The 18,346-nt window shown below is 42.1% G+C and carries 11 protein-coding genes and 1 pseudogene; 2 read left to right on the forward strand and 10 right to left on the reverse strand.

Annotated features, from left to right (window positions below; all coding sequences use genetic code 11):
- Positions 1-345: 345 nt before the first annotated feature.
- Positions 346-1,182, forward strand: a complete 837-nt coding sequence (locus tag LC653_RS29445; RefSeq protein ID WP_229498190.1) for a DUF928 domain-containing protein — start codon at positions 346-348, stop codon at positions 1,180-1,182.
- A 36-nt stretch (positions 1,183-1,218) separates the two neighbouring features.
- On the opposite strand, the gene LC653_RS29450 is transcribed toward LC653_RS29445, so the two are convergent.
- The 7 genes and pseudogenes from LC653_RS29450 to LC653_RS29480 form a co-directional block, all read right to left on the reverse strand.
- Positions 1,219-3,843, reverse strand: coding sequence for a CHAT domain-containing protein (locus tag LC653_RS29450; RefSeq protein WP_229498191.1), 2,625 nt, complete (start codon positions 3,841-3,843; stop codon positions 1,219-1,221).
- A gap of 10 nt (positions 3,844-3,853) precedes the next feature.
- Complete coding sequence (locus LC653_RS29455; RefSeq protein ID WP_229498192.1) at positions 3,854-7,963, reverse strand: two-partner secretion domain-containing protein; 4,110 nt, start codon at positions 7,961-7,963, stop codon at positions 3,854-3,856.
- 145 nt (positions 7,964-8,108) lie between these two features.
- Positions 8,109-8,201 (reverse strand): annotated as a pseudogene (locus LC653_RS29460) (IS1 family transposase); the annotation flags it as partial.
- A gap of 42 nt (positions 8,202-8,243) precedes the next feature.
- Positions 8,244-10,661, reverse strand: coding sequence for a CHASE2 domain-containing protein (locus LC653_RS29465; RefSeq protein ID WP_372478241.1), 2,418 nt, complete (start codon positions 10,659-10,661; stop codon positions 8,244-8,246).
- A 128-nt stretch (positions 10,662-10,789) separates the two neighbouring features.
- On the reverse strand, positions 10,790-11,974 hold the full coding sequence (locus LC653_RS29470) for a DUF1822 family protein (RefSeq protein WP_229498194.1): 1,185 nt from the start codon (positions 11,972-11,974) through the stop codon (positions 10,790-10,792).
- A gap of 19 nt (positions 11,975-11,993) precedes the next feature.
- On the reverse strand, positions 11,994-13,166 hold the full coding sequence (locus LC653_RS29475) for a sigma-70 family RNA polymerase sigma factor (protein WP_308189159.1): 1,173 nt from the start codon (positions 13,164-13,166) through the stop codon (positions 11,994-11,996).
- Positions 13,167-13,458: 292 nt separating this feature from the next.
- A complete protein-coding gene (locus LC653_RS29480) occupies positions 13,459-13,683 on the reverse strand; it encodes a YbaK/EbsC family protein (protein ID WP_229498196.1) in 225 nt (74 codons plus the stop codon).
- A 212-nt stretch (positions 13,684-13,895) separates the two neighbouring features.
- On the opposite strand from LC653_RS29480, the gene LC653_RS29485 reads away from it, so the two are divergent.
- Positions 13,896-14,531 carry a type I restriction enzyme HsdR N-terminal domain-containing protein gene (locus LC653_RS29485; protein WP_229498197.1) on the forward strand — a complete coding sequence of 212 codons (636 nt, stop codon included), beginning with the start codon at positions 13,896-13,898 and terminating at the stop codon, positions 14,529-14,531.
- Positions 14,532-14,568: 37 nt separating this feature from the next.
- Here the strand turns inward: LC653_RS29485 and LC653_RS29490 are convergent, their stop codons facing one another.
- The 3 genes from LC653_RS29490 to LC653_RS29500 all read right to left on the reverse strand — a co-directional run bounded on the left by LC653_RS29490 (position 14,569) and on the right by LC653_RS29500 (position 18,027).
- Positions 14,569-14,850: a hypothetical protein gene (locus LC653_RS29490; protein WP_229498198.1), complete on the reverse strand. Its 282-nt coding sequence runs from the start codon at positions 14,848-14,850 to the stop codon at positions 14,569-14,571.
- A gap of 650 nt (positions 14,851-15,500) precedes the next feature.
- The gene (locus LC653_RS29495; RefSeq protein WP_229498199.1) at positions 15,501-16,553 is read right to left on the reverse strand and encodes a tannase/feruloyl esterase family alpha/beta hydrolase; all 1,053 of its coding nucleotides are present in this window, start codon (positions 16,551-16,553) and stop codon (positions 15,501-15,503) included.
- A gap of 196 nt (positions 16,554-16,749) precedes the next feature.
- A complete protein-coding gene (locus LC653_RS29500; RefSeq protein WP_229498200.1) occupies positions 16,750-18,027 on the reverse strand; it encodes a calcium-binding protein in 1,278 nt (425 codons plus the stop codon).
- Positions 18,028-18,346: the final 319 nt, after the last annotated feature.

The following is an 18,346-nucleotide window of genomic DNA, read 5'->3' on the forward strand; positions in this document are numbered from 1 at the left end:
GGACTCCAAATAGTCGCAAAGCAATGCTGAGTCTTGATTAGCGGTGAAAATTACGTATAAGTCTTGAGCTTTCAATAACAGTTAGCTTAATATTTTTTAACCTAATTTCAATCACACACAGTATACTTGACAACAATACGTGCTATAGCTGAAGAATATCATTTTTTTTGCAAGTCATACCAGTAGCTAGAAATTTTTTGATATCTTTGCTTGTGCATAAGTTGATCGTACTGATACGTATAGTTAATAGAGGATTCCAAGCTAAATTTCTTTTATTAATAGGAGAGTGAAATGTCTAGGGGTATCTATGCGTTTGTACGGGTAGCATCTAGGAATATGAAATGGATGCTAACAATTGCTCTGATCTTGAGCAGCGTCACCTATTATCCAACAAAGGTAACAGGCCAAACTAAACAACCAGCAACGACCAAGCAGCCTGTGCAACCAGCCAAAGGTAGGACTTCACCTCAACAACCTACCTCTCGACCAGTTTTTATTTTGCCAAAAGCACCTGCTTCATTAAGTCCTGTATCTGGGCGTAGAGCAGGAATGGGTAGTCGAGATAATTGCCCTGCGGTTCCAACCCCCCTCACTGCCTTAGTACCATTTCGAGAGGAACAAAAGGTTGGGGAACAGAAAAACAAGTCAATTATCGGGATTGTAGAGGGACTAACCACTTCAGAACGGCCTACGTTTTGGTTTTATATCCCTTATATTAAGGATTTGTCTAACTCAAGCGCTGAATTTAGCTTACAGGATAGCGCCGAAAATGATGTTTATAGAAATGCGATCGCCCTACCTTCAAAGCCAAGTGTCATTGGTATTTCTCTCCCTAGTACTGCTGCTTCGTTAGAAGTAGATAAGACATATCGCTGGTATTTAAAAGTACATTGTAACAAAGAGGCAGCAAGTATTCCTGTATATGTAGAAGGGGACATTAAAAGAATTAATTTAGATTCTCGTGTTATCCAACAAATAGAAGCCGCAAATGAGCCTCGACAAAAGATTATAATCTATGCTGAAAAAGGGATTTGGTTTGACGCTTTAAATATGCTAGCACAAATACGCATTTCTAATTATAGAAATACATTTGTTGAGGAAGATTGGCAAAGTTTATTGCAATCCATCAATCTGGATGATATTGCTACGATGCCTCTAATGAAATTACCAAACCGCGAATAATTTCATATACAGTAAAATATCTATAAGCCTAGATTTCTACAACCAATTACCAACTATAATGTAGGGTGCCCAGTACATCGGACGGTTATATTCAGGAGCTTCAAGTAATTTTAATTGAGCAAAGCGTAAGGCCTCTGCTGTAGTTTTACCAGTCACTAACTGGTGGTAAAATTCCTCAATAAATAAAGCTGTGGAGTTATCGCCAATTTGCCATAGGGAGGCTAAAGTACTCCGCGCACCTGCACGCAGGGCAACTCCTGCTAATCCCAAGGCAGCTCGGTTATCTCCTGCTGCTGTTTCGCAAGCACTTAAAACAAGTAATTCAACTGGCTCTGTTCGTTTTTGCTCTCTACTTTTGAGCAAGCTATCTAATTCACTCACATTGATGCGTCCATCAGCTGCTAATATAAAAGTGTCTTTTGCTTTAGAGCTAAATTGCCCGTGAGTTGCAAAATGAACAACTCTAAAAGGTTGAGCGTTGATAGTTTTTGCTAAATTTGTACTGGTAAAATTTTTATCCAATAATGTAGTTGTCGATACGCCTGATTCCTGAATTAATTTCAGTTCCACCAAAACGTTGGGAAGTGGTGCAAACTTTTCATTTTTGGGTGGTTGTGATAGTCCTCCAACCAGGGCATTTAATTTTTTGTGTGCTAAAGGTTTGGGAGTAAATAGTTGCAGTCCGGGGCTAATAGCTACAGAGTATTTTTGGACTAAATACTCTTTGCCATCATACAATGCAGACATTGGTATATTTCGCAGCAACCCATCTGGAATAAAGACTAGAGTATTAACTTTACTATTTTTAAGGTCTGTTTCAACTGGTTTGATTAACCAATTATAAAGCTGTTGAGAAGCTGCTTTAAATTTCTGATTAGCATCGGGTTCGACTATTGTCTTTCGTATTTTTGTAATAACTTGCTCTACCTGCTGACGATTGACTTTAGAAGTTTTATGCATCAATGTTTGATTGGGAAGTTTGATAATAATTTCTAAATGGTTATCTAGAATAATCGGGTAGAAAATAGCAGTATACGGGTTGTCGCGGTCTACTAATTTGTCTAATACCACAAATTGATTGCTCAAGCAAGCTTCTCGGAAAAAGTTGTCGAGTTCTGCAACTTGCAAGGCTTCAATTCGCTGTCGTGCCTTATCTAAATCTGGTTTTCCTTGTCCAATCTCTTGTAAAATCAGCTCTACAGACTGCCGATAAAGAGGTTCTATGCGATCGCGAAAATTGAACTGCACGTCTCGATTAACTGCAACTAAATCTCTGCGAAGAGACTGAATATCTGTTATAGCAGCATCATAAGCAGATATGGCGGCTGGGATATTTCCCTGTGCTTTGAGTAAGCGTCCTAACTGCCACTCAAGGCGATAAGCTATATCTGAGGCATCGATTTTTTCAGCCAGAAATAAGGCTTGCTGCGTCAAATCCTGTGCTTCTTGCAATTGTTGGTTATGCTCGTAAACTTCTCCCAAGCTGCCCAGTGCATAGGATTCGGCACGTTCATCGCCGATTATTTTAGCTTCGTGAGCGCTACTTGCCAGAATCTCTACAATGTCTTTTTTATTACCAATTGTGGTCAAAGTCTGAGCAAAATTGATCCGTGCATAAATACCAGCTTGATTGGTAGGCAGATTGGGGACTTGAGATTGGATTGTGGGTATTAATGACTTTGCTTCAGTGATGCGTTCGTTTTCGACAAGCAAACTCAGCTGATTAATCAGGGATTGAACTTTGGTTAGAGGGTTTGGTGCAATTTTGGCAGCATTTTCATAATGAGCGATCGCCTCTTTAATATTACTTAACGACCTAGCAGTGTTACCGAGGCTAAATTCCGTCAAACTAATTTCTAGAGGCAGTTGTAGACGTTGAGCGATTTCTAAGCTTTGTTGTAAGTTTTTCTGGGATGACTCAAGTTCGCCTAATTGTTGTAACACATTGCCAAGCGATCGCAAAGCTGTTACTTTTACAATTGAGTCAGGTTGGGAAATTAATTGTTGGGATACTTCATTCAATATATTTAAGCTACGGCGGTAAAAACCAGCAACTCGTAAGGCTTGTGCTTGGTTAATACGGCTGCGCGTTACTCCAGCATTGTCACCTAATTTCTTCCAGATTTGCTCTGCTTGTTGTGATGTTTTTATAGATGCATCAGTTTGTCCCTGTTCTAGTTGCAATTCGCCCTGAATATTTAGAGTTTGTGCAAGAATTTCTAACAATTCAGATTTTGGATTGTTGACATTTAACTTTTGATTTATCTCATCCCAGCCAAGTAATTTTAAACTATTGTCAATAGTTGCATAAGCTTCTTTCCAGGAACCGAGTTGCTGGTATACAAGACAGAGGTTAGTGTGCGCTGCGGCTTGTGCAAGGTTATTGCTTTGTTGTTGATAGATACGGACAGCTTGTTGTAGAATAGTTACCGCTTCAGCAAAGCGTCCAGCTTGATAAAGTACTTCTCCTTGAGAGACAAGTTGCTGTGGGATTATGGCTGAGGGTTTGGTATTTTGGGTGTAGAATCCGGCGGGTGAATTTGTCTGGGGTTGTTTGGCGAATGTGCTGGGGATAATAGTTAGGGAAAAAGCAAGGGTAAATAGGACTACATTTGTTAGCGCAAATCTAAGGAGTCGCTTGGTTAGTGCAAATGGATGCATATTTCACACCTTAGCGAGATGCAGGACAAGAAGCAGGAGTTTGCCAAGAACTGTGAGGGGTGACACCAGGTACTTGTGCCACGAGTTCTACATTTCCATTGCGATTAACTACCCAACCAGTAGCTTCCACAATTGTCGTCACAGTAACTTTAGTAGTATTTGAGACTGCTATTGGTTGTGGGGAAATTGTTGTTTTAGCATTTGCTGGTTTTGGTCTTAATCTCACCCACGCAGATAGAGTACTTGTATCTTGTAATGGTTCAGTGGGACTCATGGGGAGTCCGCCGCGTCCAGCAATCACAAATCGGTTTTGGGCATAATCTGGACTATAGCAGCCTTGAGCTACTTGGGTGTCAACTGGTATTGTTGGCAATTGCACTAACCCATTGTTAGGGCCAATATATGGGGTGTTAAGTTCTACAGTGCCTTGTCTACCAAATTCTGAACTAGCAGTGATGTCACTCAAAGGAGTTGGACTTTCACGGAACTCAATACCATAAATGCCATTGGCTTGAATCTCTACTATACCACCTTTGCCTTTATAAGCATTAGCAGTGATGTCACTATTTTCACTGGGGACGGCGAGGATGAAACCATTGAGGGCATTGATGGTAATGTTGCCACCATCACCACCAAACTGCTCAACGCCTGCATTGGTAGTGATTTGACTGCGATCGCGTAATGATAATAACTCTTGCACGTTAAGAGTGATATTACCACCAGTGTTACTGCGAGTTGCAGCGGAGATTGTGCCTCGCTCTAGTTTAAGGAAGCCTGCGGCCAGTTGGATATTACCGCCAGTACCTTCTCCTTGACTATCAACGGCAATTACAGCACCATCTCGAATTGTCATGATTCTGGGGTCGATGATGATATTACCACCATTACCAATAGAACCTTCACTGGTACTGGCAAATAGACCAGTTTTTAAACCAGAGAGGGTAATATTGTCTTTGACCTGGAATGTAATATTACCAGCGTTGGATTTACCAGAAGTGATGGTGGATACTTGACCACCATTGCTAGCTTCAAAAGTGTTAGCAAAAATGCTGACACTGCCTGCATCCCCTTTTCCTTCAGTACTGGCATCAAGTCGGGCACCATTGGTAACTTCTAGCGAGCCAGTGGTAATCGATACACCTCCGGCTTTGCCCTCTGCTCCAGGGTAGACTCGGCTGTATGCCCCACTGTCAGATCCATCCTTGCCTTCACCATCAAACTTGATAGCATCTGTAGCAGTAATGGTAACACTGCCTGCATCCCCTTTTCCAAGCGTACTGGCATCAAGTCGGGCACCATTGGTAATTTCTAGTGAGCCAGTGGTAATCGATACACCTCCGGCTTTGCCCTCTGCTCCAGGCTTGACTTCGCTGAATGCCCCACTGTCAAATTCATACTTACTACCTTCACCATCAAACTTGATAGCATCTGTGGCAGTAATGGTGACACTGCCTGCATCCCCTTTTCCAAACGTATTGGCATCAAGTTGGGCACCATTGGTAACTTCTAGTGAGCCTGTTCTAATCGATACACCTCCGGCATTGCCCTCTGCTCCATAGAAGACTCGGCTGTATGCACCACTGTTAAATCTATCCTTACTACCTTCACCATCAAACTTGATAGTATCTCTAGCAGTAATGCTGACACTGCCTGCATCCCCTTTTCCAAAGGTACTGGCACTCAGTAGAGCACCATTGGTAACTTCTAGTGAGCCAGTGGTAATCGATACACCTCCGGCGTTGCCCTCTGCTCCAGAGTAGACTCGGCTGTATGCTCCACTGTCAAATCCATCTTTGTTCTTGCCTTCACCATCAAACTTGATAGCATCTGTGGCAGTAATGATGACACTGCCTGCATCCCCTTTTCCAACCGTACTGGCACTCAGTACCGCACCATTGGTTACTTCTAGTGAGCCAGTGGTAATCAATACACCTCCGGCTTTGCCCTCTGCTCCAGGCTTGACTTCGCTGAATGCCCCACTGTCTAATCCATGCTTATCTTCACCATCAAACTTGATAGTATCTGTGGCAGAAATGGTGACACTGCCTGCATCCCCTTTTCCAAACGTATCAGCACTCAGTAGAGCACCATTGGTAACTTCTAGTGAGCCTGTTCTAATCGATACACCTCCGGCGTTGCCCTCTGCTCCAAAGATGACTCGGCTGTATGCACCACTGTTAAGGGACCTGCCTTCACCATCAAACTTGATAGTATCAGCAGTAATGTTGACACTGCCTGCATTGCCTTTTCCAAAAGTACTGGCACTCAGTAGGGCACCATTGGTTACTTCTAGTGAGCTAGTGTTAATCAATACACCTCCGGCTTTCCCCTCTGCTCCAGAGTAGACTCGGCTGTATGCCCCACTGTCAAATCCATCGTTAGCTTCACCGTCAAACTTGATCGCATCTCTAGCAAAAATGCTAACACTGCCTGCATCCCCTTTTCCCAACGTACTGGCACTCAGTTGGGCACCATTGGTTACTTCTAGTGAGCTTGTGGTAATCGATACACCTCCGGCTTTGCCCTCTGCTCCAAAGATGACTTCGCTGTACGCCGCACTGTAAGATCCATCGTTAGCTTCACCATCAAACTTGATCGCATCTCTAGCAAAAATGCTAACACTGCCTGCATCCCCTTTTCCCAACGTACTGGCACTCAGTTGGGCACCATTGGTTACTTCTAGTGAGCCAGTGGTAATCGATACACCTCCGGCATTGCCCTCTGCTCCAGGTCTGACTTGGCTGTATGCCCCACTGTAATATCCATCCTGACCTTTACCTTTACCATCAAATTTGATAGTATCACTAGCAGAAATGGTGACACTGCCTGCATTCCCTTTTCCACCAAAGTTACTGGCACTCAGTAGGGCACCGTTGGTTACTTCTAGTGAGCCTGTTGTAATCGATACACCTCCGGCATTGCCCTCTGCTCCAGAGTAGACTCGGCTGTATGCCCCAGTTTCAGATCTATTTTTTTTAGCTTCACCATCAAACTTGATAGTATCTCTAGCAGAAATGGTGACACTGCCTGCATCCCCTTTTCCAAAGGTACTGGCACTCAGTAAGGCACCATTGGTCACTTCTAGTGAACCTGTGGTAATCGATACACCTCCAGCTTTGCCCTCCCCGTTTTTTTCTACTGTGCTATTAACTAAACTGTTATCCAAAAAGACAGTATCGGTAGCATTAATTTTAATATCTCCTGCCGTAGCCGTTGCTGTACCCAAACCTGACTTAATGCCAGCAACAAGTTGACTTTGTTGTTTTAAATCTAAATTCCGGGCATTGACTGTAATTGAGCCTTCCCCACCGGCACGCACATCCACTACTGCGCCATTACTCAAAGAGATATCGGCTCTTGGTACATCATCAGGGACGCTCAAACTCAGGTCTTGACTATCAACATTTAATCCCACAGTCCCATTACCAGAAACTCCTGCCAATTCTACTAGCCCACCTAAAGCATTCAAGGAGCCACCATCAAGGACGATATCTCCACCTACTAACAACAAACTTCGCCCATCTGGGACTCTCAACCCTTTGAGATTATTTCCCGCATTGGTGGTTGACCTATTCTCAATTTTGGCAGCTTGCAGTTGATTAAAAAACAGTGCAGAAGGATTAATTGCTAGTAATTTAGAGGGAGGTTGGGGATTGGTAGCGCTGAAGGTGCTACCATCGCTCCATTTGAAACTGCTGGCTGTGGTTGCTAAAAATGAACCACCAATATCTAATCGTGCATTCGCTCCAAAGATAATGCCATTGGGATTAAGCAGAAATAGATTAGCGGTGCCGTTAGCGCGAATTAATCCATCAATATTAGAAATGGAACCACCTGTGACTCTAGTAATGATATTTTGAATATCTCCTGCATTATTAAAAGAAGCAGTGCCACCATTAGGAACAGAAAACTCTCTAAAGCTGTGAAACAAATTACTTCCTGCTTGCGTTCCTCCAGTGATATTAAAGGTGTTTCCATCCCTGGCGACGCTAGAGTTCTTGGGTAAGGTGTTATCTGGGGTAATTTGAGCAAAAACCCTATCCTGTAAAGAAGCAATTAACACACTTGCTACCATCAAACTACTATACCAATACCACCAATCTTGAGTTATCCCTGACATAGCATCCCTCAAAAATCAGTAACTGCATCGTGTGACTAATGTTATTAAAACAGAATTCAGGAGTTAGGACTCCCGATTCGCTCATTTTTTCAGGAGTTAAAAGAAAGGCTACTTAGGAGTCGGCGTTACATAAATGCGGGATGAATCAGCTAAGTACAGGTATTTCTCTATATTTTAAATAGTGAAGTAATAATCGAATTGAGTATTTAAGCATATCTACAGATTTGGAATAAGATAATCTCAGTAGACTCACAGTATGGACAATACACAGTAGAACACCTTAATTCATCCTTTTATTATGCAACGCCAATATAACTACAACACCACTTGCAACCACAGCAAAGGCTGAGGGAATAAATGGCAACCATACCCCTTGTTTTAAAACAGCGATGCTTCCAAAAGGAGCCGCGCACAGCGCGATCGCACAAGCTCCATATAAAATGATAATTATCACAAATATAGCGCATCTTTTACTGAGTAGTGAACGACATACGCACCCAACAATCAGACCAGACACACTCGACCATGCCCATATCCAAACAATATCGCACCAGAAAGGCAAAACCCCAAGAATTGGACGTCTGTCTAAAACTGCACTCACAATTTGGCTGACCATTTGCGCTTGTATAAATATGCCTGGTATTTCCTGGTAAGGTTGCTGTGCAGCAGAGTCGGGAGTTGACCAAGTATCGCTGATAGTGTTAGCTGTCACTCCAATGAGAACTACCCTATCTTTGAGCAAATCAAAGTTAACTCGATCGCTCAGTACATCTGCTAAAGAAACTCTTGCGTAATCTGCATTACGGTAATTAACAAGTATTTGAATTCCGCCTAAATCAACTCTTTGTTGATAGCCACCACTGCGGCCTGGTTTTAAGCGTTTAAATACTTTAGAACCAAATTGTACATAATCCTCATTTAGATCGGGTTGAATATTTTCGTAAGATAAATAACGAGCAGCTAATTGCAACGAAAGTGAGTAAGGCGTTGTACAAGCAGACGAAGGCTCTTGTGCCATCATCATAATTTGGCGACGCACGATACCATCTATATCTTGAATTGCATCAGTAAAACCCTGACGTTCTACAGGGACTTTAAGAGGTGGTTTAACACCTTCGGGGTCGTGTTTACGATCTCTGCCTTTACAGACAACTACTATATTTTCTTTGCTCAGTTCAGTAGCAAGTTGTATCGGCTTTGATTCATTTCGGGGGTCAGCAAAATCTCTATAAATATCCAGTCCAATGACTCGTGGTTGATACTTTTGTAATTTGTTGAGTAATTGAGCTAACGTACTATCCGAAATAGATTTCACTCCTGTGGTCGTCTCTTGTCGGGATTGAATATCTTTTTCGGTAACTTCAACAACGAGCAATCTTGGATCTAAATCTTCCTTTGGTCGCAGGACGAAGATTTGGTTAAAAGTTTGCAGTTCAGCCTTTTCAAAAAACCCCAAGTATCTCAGACCTATCGTTGAAAGAGTCACAATAGCAGTACTCAGCAGTACAGTCCAAAGTTTGCACTTTCGAGTTGCAATTGTGCTTTTCGTCTTTGGGGTCGAAATTATGCTCTGAGTCGAAACTTCGCCGCGAGTCTCGGTGTCACCCCAACCACCGCGCAGTTCTTGCCAAGTTATCGGAACAGTTGTAGGATTCTGACAAATCACTGGCAACCAACTAGCACAAGGGAAGTCATTTTCCAATCCCTGAAGTCTTTCCCGCGCTTCTCGCACAGCCAGATAAAATGGCTTTCCACCCGCAAAAGCGACAAGAAAGTTTTTCAAAAACTCCTGTGCTACTAAATCTGGTACCCCTTCCCGCATCACAATCATTTGGGGAATGTTCAAATCAGCTAAATTTCGTGCCAAACCAATGCCATCACAGGAGTTGAAAATTGCCAATTTTAAACCGCGTGTAATTGCTGTCTTAAGTGCATTCTTAAATTGGTAAATTATTAAACTCTCTGTCTGATTGATGTAAATTTCCCCTATTTCTCCATCTGCAATACTAGCGCTATGCCCGGCAAAAAACAGAATATCCCAATTCTGATTCCACAATTGCTCATCAAGCTCTTTTCGTGTAGGTTCGACAAGGAATGTAGTTTGAGTATCTGTTAAACCTTGCAACCAAGAACGGTCTTTATCAATATCAATACCAAAACTGTTACCGAGAATTGCTAAAATGTTGACTTTAACTGTGGTAGATTTTTGCACTACCTGAGGAGATGCATACTCATGATTGCTCAAACCTAATTCAGCTTTAGGGTAATGCTCAAAAAAATCCCATAGATGCCAAGGTAGCCGATGCAGTAAAGTTATATTTGTTTCAACAATAACTCTAATTTCATCATCTCGGCTGAGTAGAGTTCTTAACTGTCGTTCAATATTTTGGAAGGGTTCAGATTTCAACCAAGTATTTATATGTATTTGTAACTGATGACACACTTCATCGAAATCATTCACAGAAATATTGGTAATATCTTGTGAATGCACTTTTATACGTTGATTGCTGCCCAAACGTTGATGGACAGCTTCGTAGAGTAACTTCCATCTTCTGTATATCTCGGAAAGTTCTGGTACTGCTGGCAGACTCCCTGTTATTTTAAATAATTGGTTATTGTGCCAAAGTTGAGCCGTGACAACAGGAAATCCTTGATTTAAGTCTCCTCCCAACAAGCTGAAGATAACTAGCTTACTCATTTGTCCTTTGTTGTTTGTCATTTGTCCTTTGTCCTTTGTCAGTTGTCCTTTGTCAGTTGTCCTTTGTCATTTATTTAAATTGATGACCAATGACTAATGACTAATGACCAATGACTAATGACTAATAACTAAATAACAAAATTTTCTGTAATCTGGTAACTATCAAAAGCAACTTGGATGCTAAAACATTCTCCTACTTCTCCATCAAAGCGTTTCAATTGTATGTAGTTATCTTGTTCTCTTGCTTGCACTTCCTGAATGATTTCCTCCGATTCTAAAAGTAAAGCTAACTTGATATTAACAGGTAGATAGAATTCTCCATTGGCAGGATGTAGTTGCACGCGAATACTAACTTGTTGGTTATCCTCTGGTATTAAGGCAACTAATAGCACCACTTTTTGAGACTCCATTTCCATTCCCAAATCAATCAGCTTGGCTCGTTTGATACTACCAACACCGAACCCGGAGCTACTCCTGAAATTAAAAGCTAGACTGTTGGAATTGAAAAGCAAAAATGTTTCTATTGCTTCCCAAGCATTATCGTATATACCTTCTAGCCAAAAACTGAGATTCACTCGCACTTGGGAAGATTGTGGCTGCTGCCGTTGTTGGTACAAGCGTTGCCGCCATTGCTCATTCTCTAGTAGCGCTCCCCAAGTTTTAAATGGTACTGCTAATCTAGAGAAACGAAAAGAGGCATTGCCTAACCGTTGCACAAGATTTTCTGCTTGCTCGGTGGATAATTGTGGTAATGGAGCTACAGCAGCTTTCATCTCTTCTCCTCTGCAAAATTGGTAACTCAAAGAGAAAGCATTGAGGTCTTTTGTCAAATGCCGTGCATCTATACAATAAGTCCTATCCACTGAATCATAGTGAGCCAGAGATTTTAGTTCTTCATGGGTTGTGTAACCCCAAATTCTTACCCACTCGCTATCCGGTTTGACTTGCACTGCTAAATAGTAGTCTGCTGCCCAACTAAGAATATCTACCCATTCCTGAGGGACTTCTAACTCGCTATCATCAATTGCTTCACTGGGGATTAGCACGACTCGCTTCCCCTCTAACAAAATTGCTGTGCCATTGACAAATTCCCAGAAAGCTGGCGTACCAGGGAAACTGTACCAAACACTTGCTTTAGGAAAATCTTCAGTTGAGATCCAATCCAAGAAGGTATGGAGACAAATTAGATTTATGTAAGCGCACCAGCGACTACTAGGAGTGGCATAAACTTGGCTTTGCTGCCAGGATTGCGCCTGAATTGCTGGTGATATTTCTGACAACCATTCTCTTGGATCTGCAGACGCGCAAGTCATTTTTACTACTTTGTGAAAACTACGGATTTATGTTGTACTCACCATACTGGTTTCTCAACCATTCTTCTAAAGCAAAACTCATATCTTTAATTTGGTTGGAACTAACAGAAATATTCAAATCCTGGCTCCACTTAATTAGGACTGCAAGTATTGATTCCCTACCTTTAACCAGCCTGCGAGACACTGTAGGCTGACTCATCTGCAACTGTTGCATAATCTGCTGCTGAGTAAGTCCCTGTTGGTAGTAAAGCTTAAGTACTTCTTGGGTTTTTACATCCACGTTCTGTAAAGCTTTTAACAATACAGCAGACATCTGAGATATTTGGTTTTGTCGATTTTGGACATCCTCTTCGGCTATCATATCAGCCATTGGTGAGTCAGAGGATGGGTCCGGCAGCTCAAACATTACTGTCGTGTCATCATTTTGCTTGAAAGCATTTAGAGATTTCACAGGTGGAAACAAATAAGCTCGCACGTAGACAGCTGTCTGAGTTAACCACTGTTCAATTGTCTGTGCGTTGCGTTGCCCAGTAGGTTGAGTGATTTGGTTTTGGCATTGATGGTTGTATAAGTTGGCAATGGCTTCCCAAAGTTGACGATTCGGTTCTGGTAACTGACTGGTATTTCCTGGTTGATTTTGGATGTACAGTTCGTTGAAACAAGTCCAAGCCAAGCGATATTGAGCAATTGTACTTTGTGATAATCCAGCTTCAGTAAGAGCTTCACTAAGCAGCTTTTTGCTCACTTTGCGTAACAATGCCCAATTGGTACAAATATCAGCTTCCTTACGTTGACGTAAAATATCTTTCAACCGACTAGGCATTGCCATGATGGCATAAGCTTTTAAGCTAGAAGATTTTTCTGGGTTGAAGTCTTTAAGAATTGTTTCAACTTCTGCGATCGCCATTTGGAAGTAATCAGCGAGCAGGTATTGGTTGAGAGTAAAAAATTTAGCAACTGTTTTTGAAGCCGCCCAATAACAAGGTTCTTGTAAATAAGCTAACAAATGCATTCTAGCAAGATTATTGCAGCCAAAACGCCACTGCTTCTGCCAGTAAAGCGCCCAAAAGTTTTCTGATTTAAGTGCTAATGACGAATGCTCTAAGTGATTTAGAATATTTCTATACAGTTTCGGATCGGTCAACCATTTGCTGAATCTGCCTTTTTCCATCTGTACGAATGTTGAAAACATATCCGTAATTTCTTGGCGGGGAAGCATGAGCAATTAAAAATATAAATTGACAGAACTGAAGCAACTAAGTAGGTGAGTACAAATAAAAATAACTATGTAAATAAAACTAAAACGCCTAAAAGTCTCTTACCTTTGGCATAGCTGCCTTGTCTCAAGGATAAATATCCACGCATACCTACTTATCACCTAACGATAAGATGATATCCTACATAGGGTAGCGACTGATAACCCCACTCAATTTCTGGACATTCCACCAGAAACAGTAATCTGCTCAAAAAGGGTTGCCGTTTCATCAAACACCGCCACGGATATATCCTGTTAGTGGCTGAACTTCCTTGAGAGCAACTGTCTCAACTTTGCGGTTTCCTGAAATCCGCGCCAAGGCTTTTAAATCTAACTGAGCATTTCCTGGCACAACAGCAAAACAGATACCTGTTGTGTCACCTCTGACTACTAACCCAAGTTGCGTGTTACCCGGCTCTGGGTGCGAAGCACCCAGAGAGTCATGCGATCGCACAAAAACTCTTCGGTTACGTCACCCCATAATCGAGAAATAGATTTTTAATTTATAGTATAAAATCTTACTGACTATAACAATGCTTTTTTGAAAGTAAAAGCAAAGATAAATGCTTTGATTCTTTTTTGGCATCTTGGTAAGCCCTCTTTTGTAGTAACTGTTATAGGTTCAATTCAATTATCCTAATATTAGGCAAGTAGGTAAATTTAATCATGACCATAAGCATAGCCATCGCAGAAAAAATTACCACCCTTCGCCAAGTCGAGGAAAAACTGGGGTTAAGACTAAGTGGTGATAGTCAATTTTTTACCGAATGGATGGCAGATTTACCAGCTTTAAGTGAAGCAGAGCAGACAAGATTAGAGCAAGTTAGACAAAACTATCTGTACCAAATCTCAGATGGAAGTCTTTTAGAAGAAACTGTCAAAATGGTCGTGCTGTCTCCATTACTTGAACTTGCAGGTTTCTATCAAGCACCCTACAGATTTAAAACCGAGGTATCCGTTGATATTGTTGCACAAGGAGATAATGATGAGATTTTACGGGGCAGAATTGATGTTTTAGTTTTGCAAGGTAAATTATGGATTGTGCTAATTGAGTCAAAAAAGACGACTTTTGATTTAGAATTAGCGATTCCCCAGACATTAGCTTACATGGCGATTCATCCCAACCCAGAACAACCTCTGTATGGCATGATCGCCAATGGTAGCAGCTATTTGTTTGTCAAAACCTTGGGTAAACAGTATGGTATTTCCGATCTCTTTGCAACCCGATCGCAATATCTTAACAATTTATCTGGAGTTTTAAGAATCATAATGCATTTGGGTAGAATTATTACAGAATCTTAAGTTACTGACAGCACTGTTGCATTGTTTCTTTGTTGTATTATTCTCTGATTTGCAACTCCAAAACCGTCAGTAGTTTCTCTTCCAAATCCGTCAAGTAAGATCGGTTCAGCTTCCCCAGCATCTCCAAAAACTTTTGCACCGACTCCTCCAACGCACTGGAATATACCCGACTGATGCGTAGGCGTAGCCCGCCGCAGGCATCGCTGATTAACTGCATCTGCTCACACTCTTGCGACAAGTAGTTAAAGGACTTCAGGTGCTGTAACCCAACGGCGTACTCGCCATCCCACATTCTCACGGTGCAACTGAACTCATTCACTGCGCTGACAATCGCCCAGCACCCACCCTTGCCCCTGATACCAATTCACGAAAATCCTGATAGATATAAATTTATCGTAAGGGCATGGCATTGCCCATTGGTGTCTACTTTTGCCTTGGCTCAGGGAATTCGCGGCACTCTCGCTCTCGTCCACCTCCGTGGACTAATACAAAATCTTTGATTGCTTAACCCACGGAGGCAGGTTTTGTCTCGTGTAGACAAGCCAGTGCGTTGGGCGGCGAGCCACTCTTGTTGCAACTGGCGTGCGGTTTATAACCGCCCTTTTAACGTTAAGTTGACACGCATGGGCAAAGACAAGCCCCTACCAGCATATTGGTATCATTATTAAAGTGAAATGGTATGAGTTCGGGATTGTCTTTAACAAGGATTTGGCACACTTCGCCGATTTGGTAGGTATTGGGTACTTTTGATAAAAGAATTCAATATTAGTTTAAAATCGTCACACTTAGACTCGTAGAGCTAATCATTTGCTGCGTTCGATTCGACTTTGCGGTGGTTGTGTGCCTCTGCACCGTCTTCAATTCCAATTCTCTGATTCAGTCATTCACGGCTTTGGGTCGGCGAGTATGAATGTAGGTTGCAGGAATAGGTCGCGATCGCTCTCACCATAACATTAAAACTTTCTAAGATTACTGAGGCTGAAACAAATCATTTCCGATCCAATCAATACGATCATTTGGGGTTTGGGAAGGCATTACCCCGACAAAGTTTGCGGCATCGTCAATGCTTCCCTTACCGTTATACCTAGCTTGCATCGGGTAAGGAAATATCGGTCTTGTTCTGATAATGGTTGCATTGCTGCTCGTTGCTCTTTCTGTCGGATTGCTGAACCCACCACTTGCTGAGTTGGCAGCCGTTTGAGATGCAATGATTTTAGTGGGGGGAGTGCCTTGTTCAACCCACGCCACAATCGGTGTGAGCCAATCCACGCGACTGGGATTGGTTCCGCCCTGACAGTGATACACTCCAGGCAGCATAAACAATCTGGCAAACGATTGCACCTTGGTAAGACCGCCCATTGTATCTTGAACAGCCTGATAGTAAGCGAGCGTGCCTTGAGGGGGAATCGCTCGATCAGACCACCCATGATAGAGAATAAGTTTCCCACCGCGCCCGCCAGAGGCGATCGCGGGAGCGCCATCGCGGAAGGCTTTGAGGTTAGGATTGGTGGCATTGTACACTTTGCCTAGAGGACGCAGCCGATCAAAACCCTTAGCTGTAAATTGCCAGTCTTTGTAAGAGAAGGATGCAGGGGGACTCTTGGGAAAGGCGAGATATTTCAGATAGCTGTTGGAAATCTGGGCTGCAAAGGGCGGCATTCCAGATGTGTCGATGCTAGAACCTGCCCATGCAAGTTCTGATCCAATCGTTTGACTGCCTGGATAAAGTAACCTCCCCTGGCGATCCCTCACACCCCCATACAATTTATTGACGACTGCAATCTGAGCCGTCGTTAAACAGTTTGCTTGTTCGCTATTGCCAGAACAACGGAGCGATTCAGGTTTAAAAGTGCAAACTCTGGGATCGGTAATTTGCCCATCGGATAGACCATCCTGACGATCGCAAATTGCGTAGGCGTAGCCCGTCGTAGACATCGCTGCTTGATGAATCAGCGGGAGTTTATCGGGGGGCAGAATGATCGAGCGATCGCGGAACAATGATTGCAGCCTTCGACATCTCACAACAAATCCCCTCTGATTGTTTGCAGTCTAAATTCCCAATATTCCGCATCTGCAAAGCGCAAAAATCAATTCAGATGCTTCAAATTGGCGGACAATTTGATACTTTTTTAGTAGACAGTTCTAAAACTTTCCTCTCTCTACAGGACTAAGTTTAAACATAGATTTAAACTAATTGCTTTTAAAATTTATGAGCTATTTACTGATGATAATAGACGCAACTAAGAAATAAAAGTAAGAAAAATTTATTTAGCAAGCTAAAAGGCTTGATTGATAATAGTTTTAAAACCCGGTTAAAGAAGGAATAGTTACTTCTGTTACCGGCTAGTTGAATTTTGTCTTCACCAGAGACAAAATCTTTGATGATAGCTAAGTCCTCGAAACCAGAATTGCGATAAAGAACATTGCCCTTTTCTCCCAAAACAAATGTATCCTGAGCAGCACCTCCGGATAAAGTGTCTCGACCGCCGAAACCATTGATTATGTTATTTAACTTGTTACCAATAATTGTGTCGTTTTGTTTTGTACCAATGACATTGACAAAATTTTTGACAGTGCCAACGCTATTAACAACCCCTGAAATACTAACGCCAGTCAAAGATTCTTTAGATAAGTCAACATTTACAGAAACAGGACTTTCTAGACTTGAAGCATTAATGGTATTGGCGAAACCAACATCTCCTATAACTATCTCAATTACAGTCGGAACGACTTCCCGATCAGTGCCGAGATTTCCTTTTTCGATGCGATCAGGGAAAAAAGTAATTGCTTGACCCAAACCAGTGTAATCAAGTGTATCAATGCCATCTCCTCCATCATAGATGTCATTGCCAGCGCTACCGCCTAAGAAATCATTACCACTGCCACCGATGAGTATGTTATTTAGTTCGTTACCAATAATTGTGTCATTTTGATTGCTGCCAATGACATTGACAAAGTTTTTAATGGTAATTGCCTCAGGAACATTAAAAATATCAAATCTTTCTGCACCCAAGTCGATTAAAGATGCTAAATCTGTACCAGAAATATCGATAACATTTATAAAACCTGGATCAGCAATGATGATCTCTGTACTAGGAGGCTCTGAAGGTCGATCGCTACCAAGACCACCACCCTTTTCTGTACGATCGGCAAAAAGAGTAATTACTTGACCTAAACCAGTGTAATCAAGCGTGTCAATGCCATCCCCACCACTGATAATGTCATTACCAGCACTGCCAAATATTACGTCGTCTCCCTTTTCTCCAAACAGGTTATCATTTCCACTGCCACCAAACAGGTTATCGTTTCCACTGCCGCCAAACAGGTTATCGTTTCCACTGCCGCCAAACAGGTTATCGTTTCCACTGCCGCCAAACAGGTTATCATTTCCTTCGTCACCGAACAGATTATCATCGCCCTTGCGACCAAGCAGATTATCATTTCCACTACCGCCCAACAGGTTGTCAGAAAAAGGAGTACCAATTTGTGTGCTCATGATTTATTTTCTCGTTTGATTTACTCAAAATTTAATTTAGCTACGATTAACTTGCGTTGGCAAAGACCCAATCCAACTCCCACAGTTCCCAATACGGTTCTGTTAAGGTTTAAGCAGTGCTGATACTATAAGGTTTTCGATGTCATTTATACAACCAACCAAATCACAAAAATCGTAGTTTACAATAGCAAACAGGATGCTGCAAAAGTTGGAGTAATTTTAGCTACCATGACCAAATAATTACTAATTCGTAATTCGTAATTCGTAATTAAGGAGAGTACAACCCCCACCAATTCTTTGATTTGGTGGTCAACAAGAG

Source organism: Nostoc mirabile CHAB5784 (genome assembly GCF_020829645.1).
GTDB lineage: Bacteria > Cyanobacteriota > Cyanobacteriia > Cyanobacteriales > Nostocaceae > Nostoc > Nostoc mirabile.

What these genes read in the sequence shown, in the direction of transcription:
- LC653_RS29445 (WP_229498190.1), top strand. Translation starts at nt 346, where the DNA reads ATGCTAACAATTGCTCTGATCTTGAGCAGCGTCACCTATTATCCAACA.
- LC653_RS29450 (WP_229498191.1), bottom strand. Translation starts at nt 3,843, where the DNA reads ATGCATCCATTTGCACTAACCAAGCGACTCCTTAGATTTGCGCTAACA.
- LC653_RS29455 (WP_229498192.1), bottom strand. Translation starts at nt 7,963, where the DNA reads ATGTCAGGGATAACTCAAGATTGGTGGTATTGGTATAGTAGTTTGATG.
- LC653_RS29465 (WP_372478241.1), bottom strand. Translation starts at nt 10,661, where the DNA reads ATGAGTAAGCTAGTTATCTTCAGCTTGTTGGGAGGAGACTTAAATCAA.
- LC653_RS29470 (WP_229498194.1), bottom strand. Translation starts at nt 11,974, where the DNA reads ATGACTTGCGCGTCTGCAGATCCAAGAGAATGGTTGTCAGAAATATCA.
- LC653_RS29475 (WP_308189159.1), bottom strand. Translation starts at nt 13,166, where the DNA reads ATGTTTTCAACATTCGTACAGATGGAAAAAGGCAGATTCAGCAAATGG.
- LC653_RS29485 (WP_229498197.1), top strand. Translation starts at nt 13,896, where the DNA reads ATGACCATAAGCATAGCCATCGCAGAAAAAATTACCACCCTTCGCCAA.
- LC653_RS29500 (WP_229498200.1), bottom strand. Translation starts at nt 18,027, where the DNA reads ATGAGCACACAAATTGGTACTCCTTTTTCTGACAACCTGTTGGGCGGT.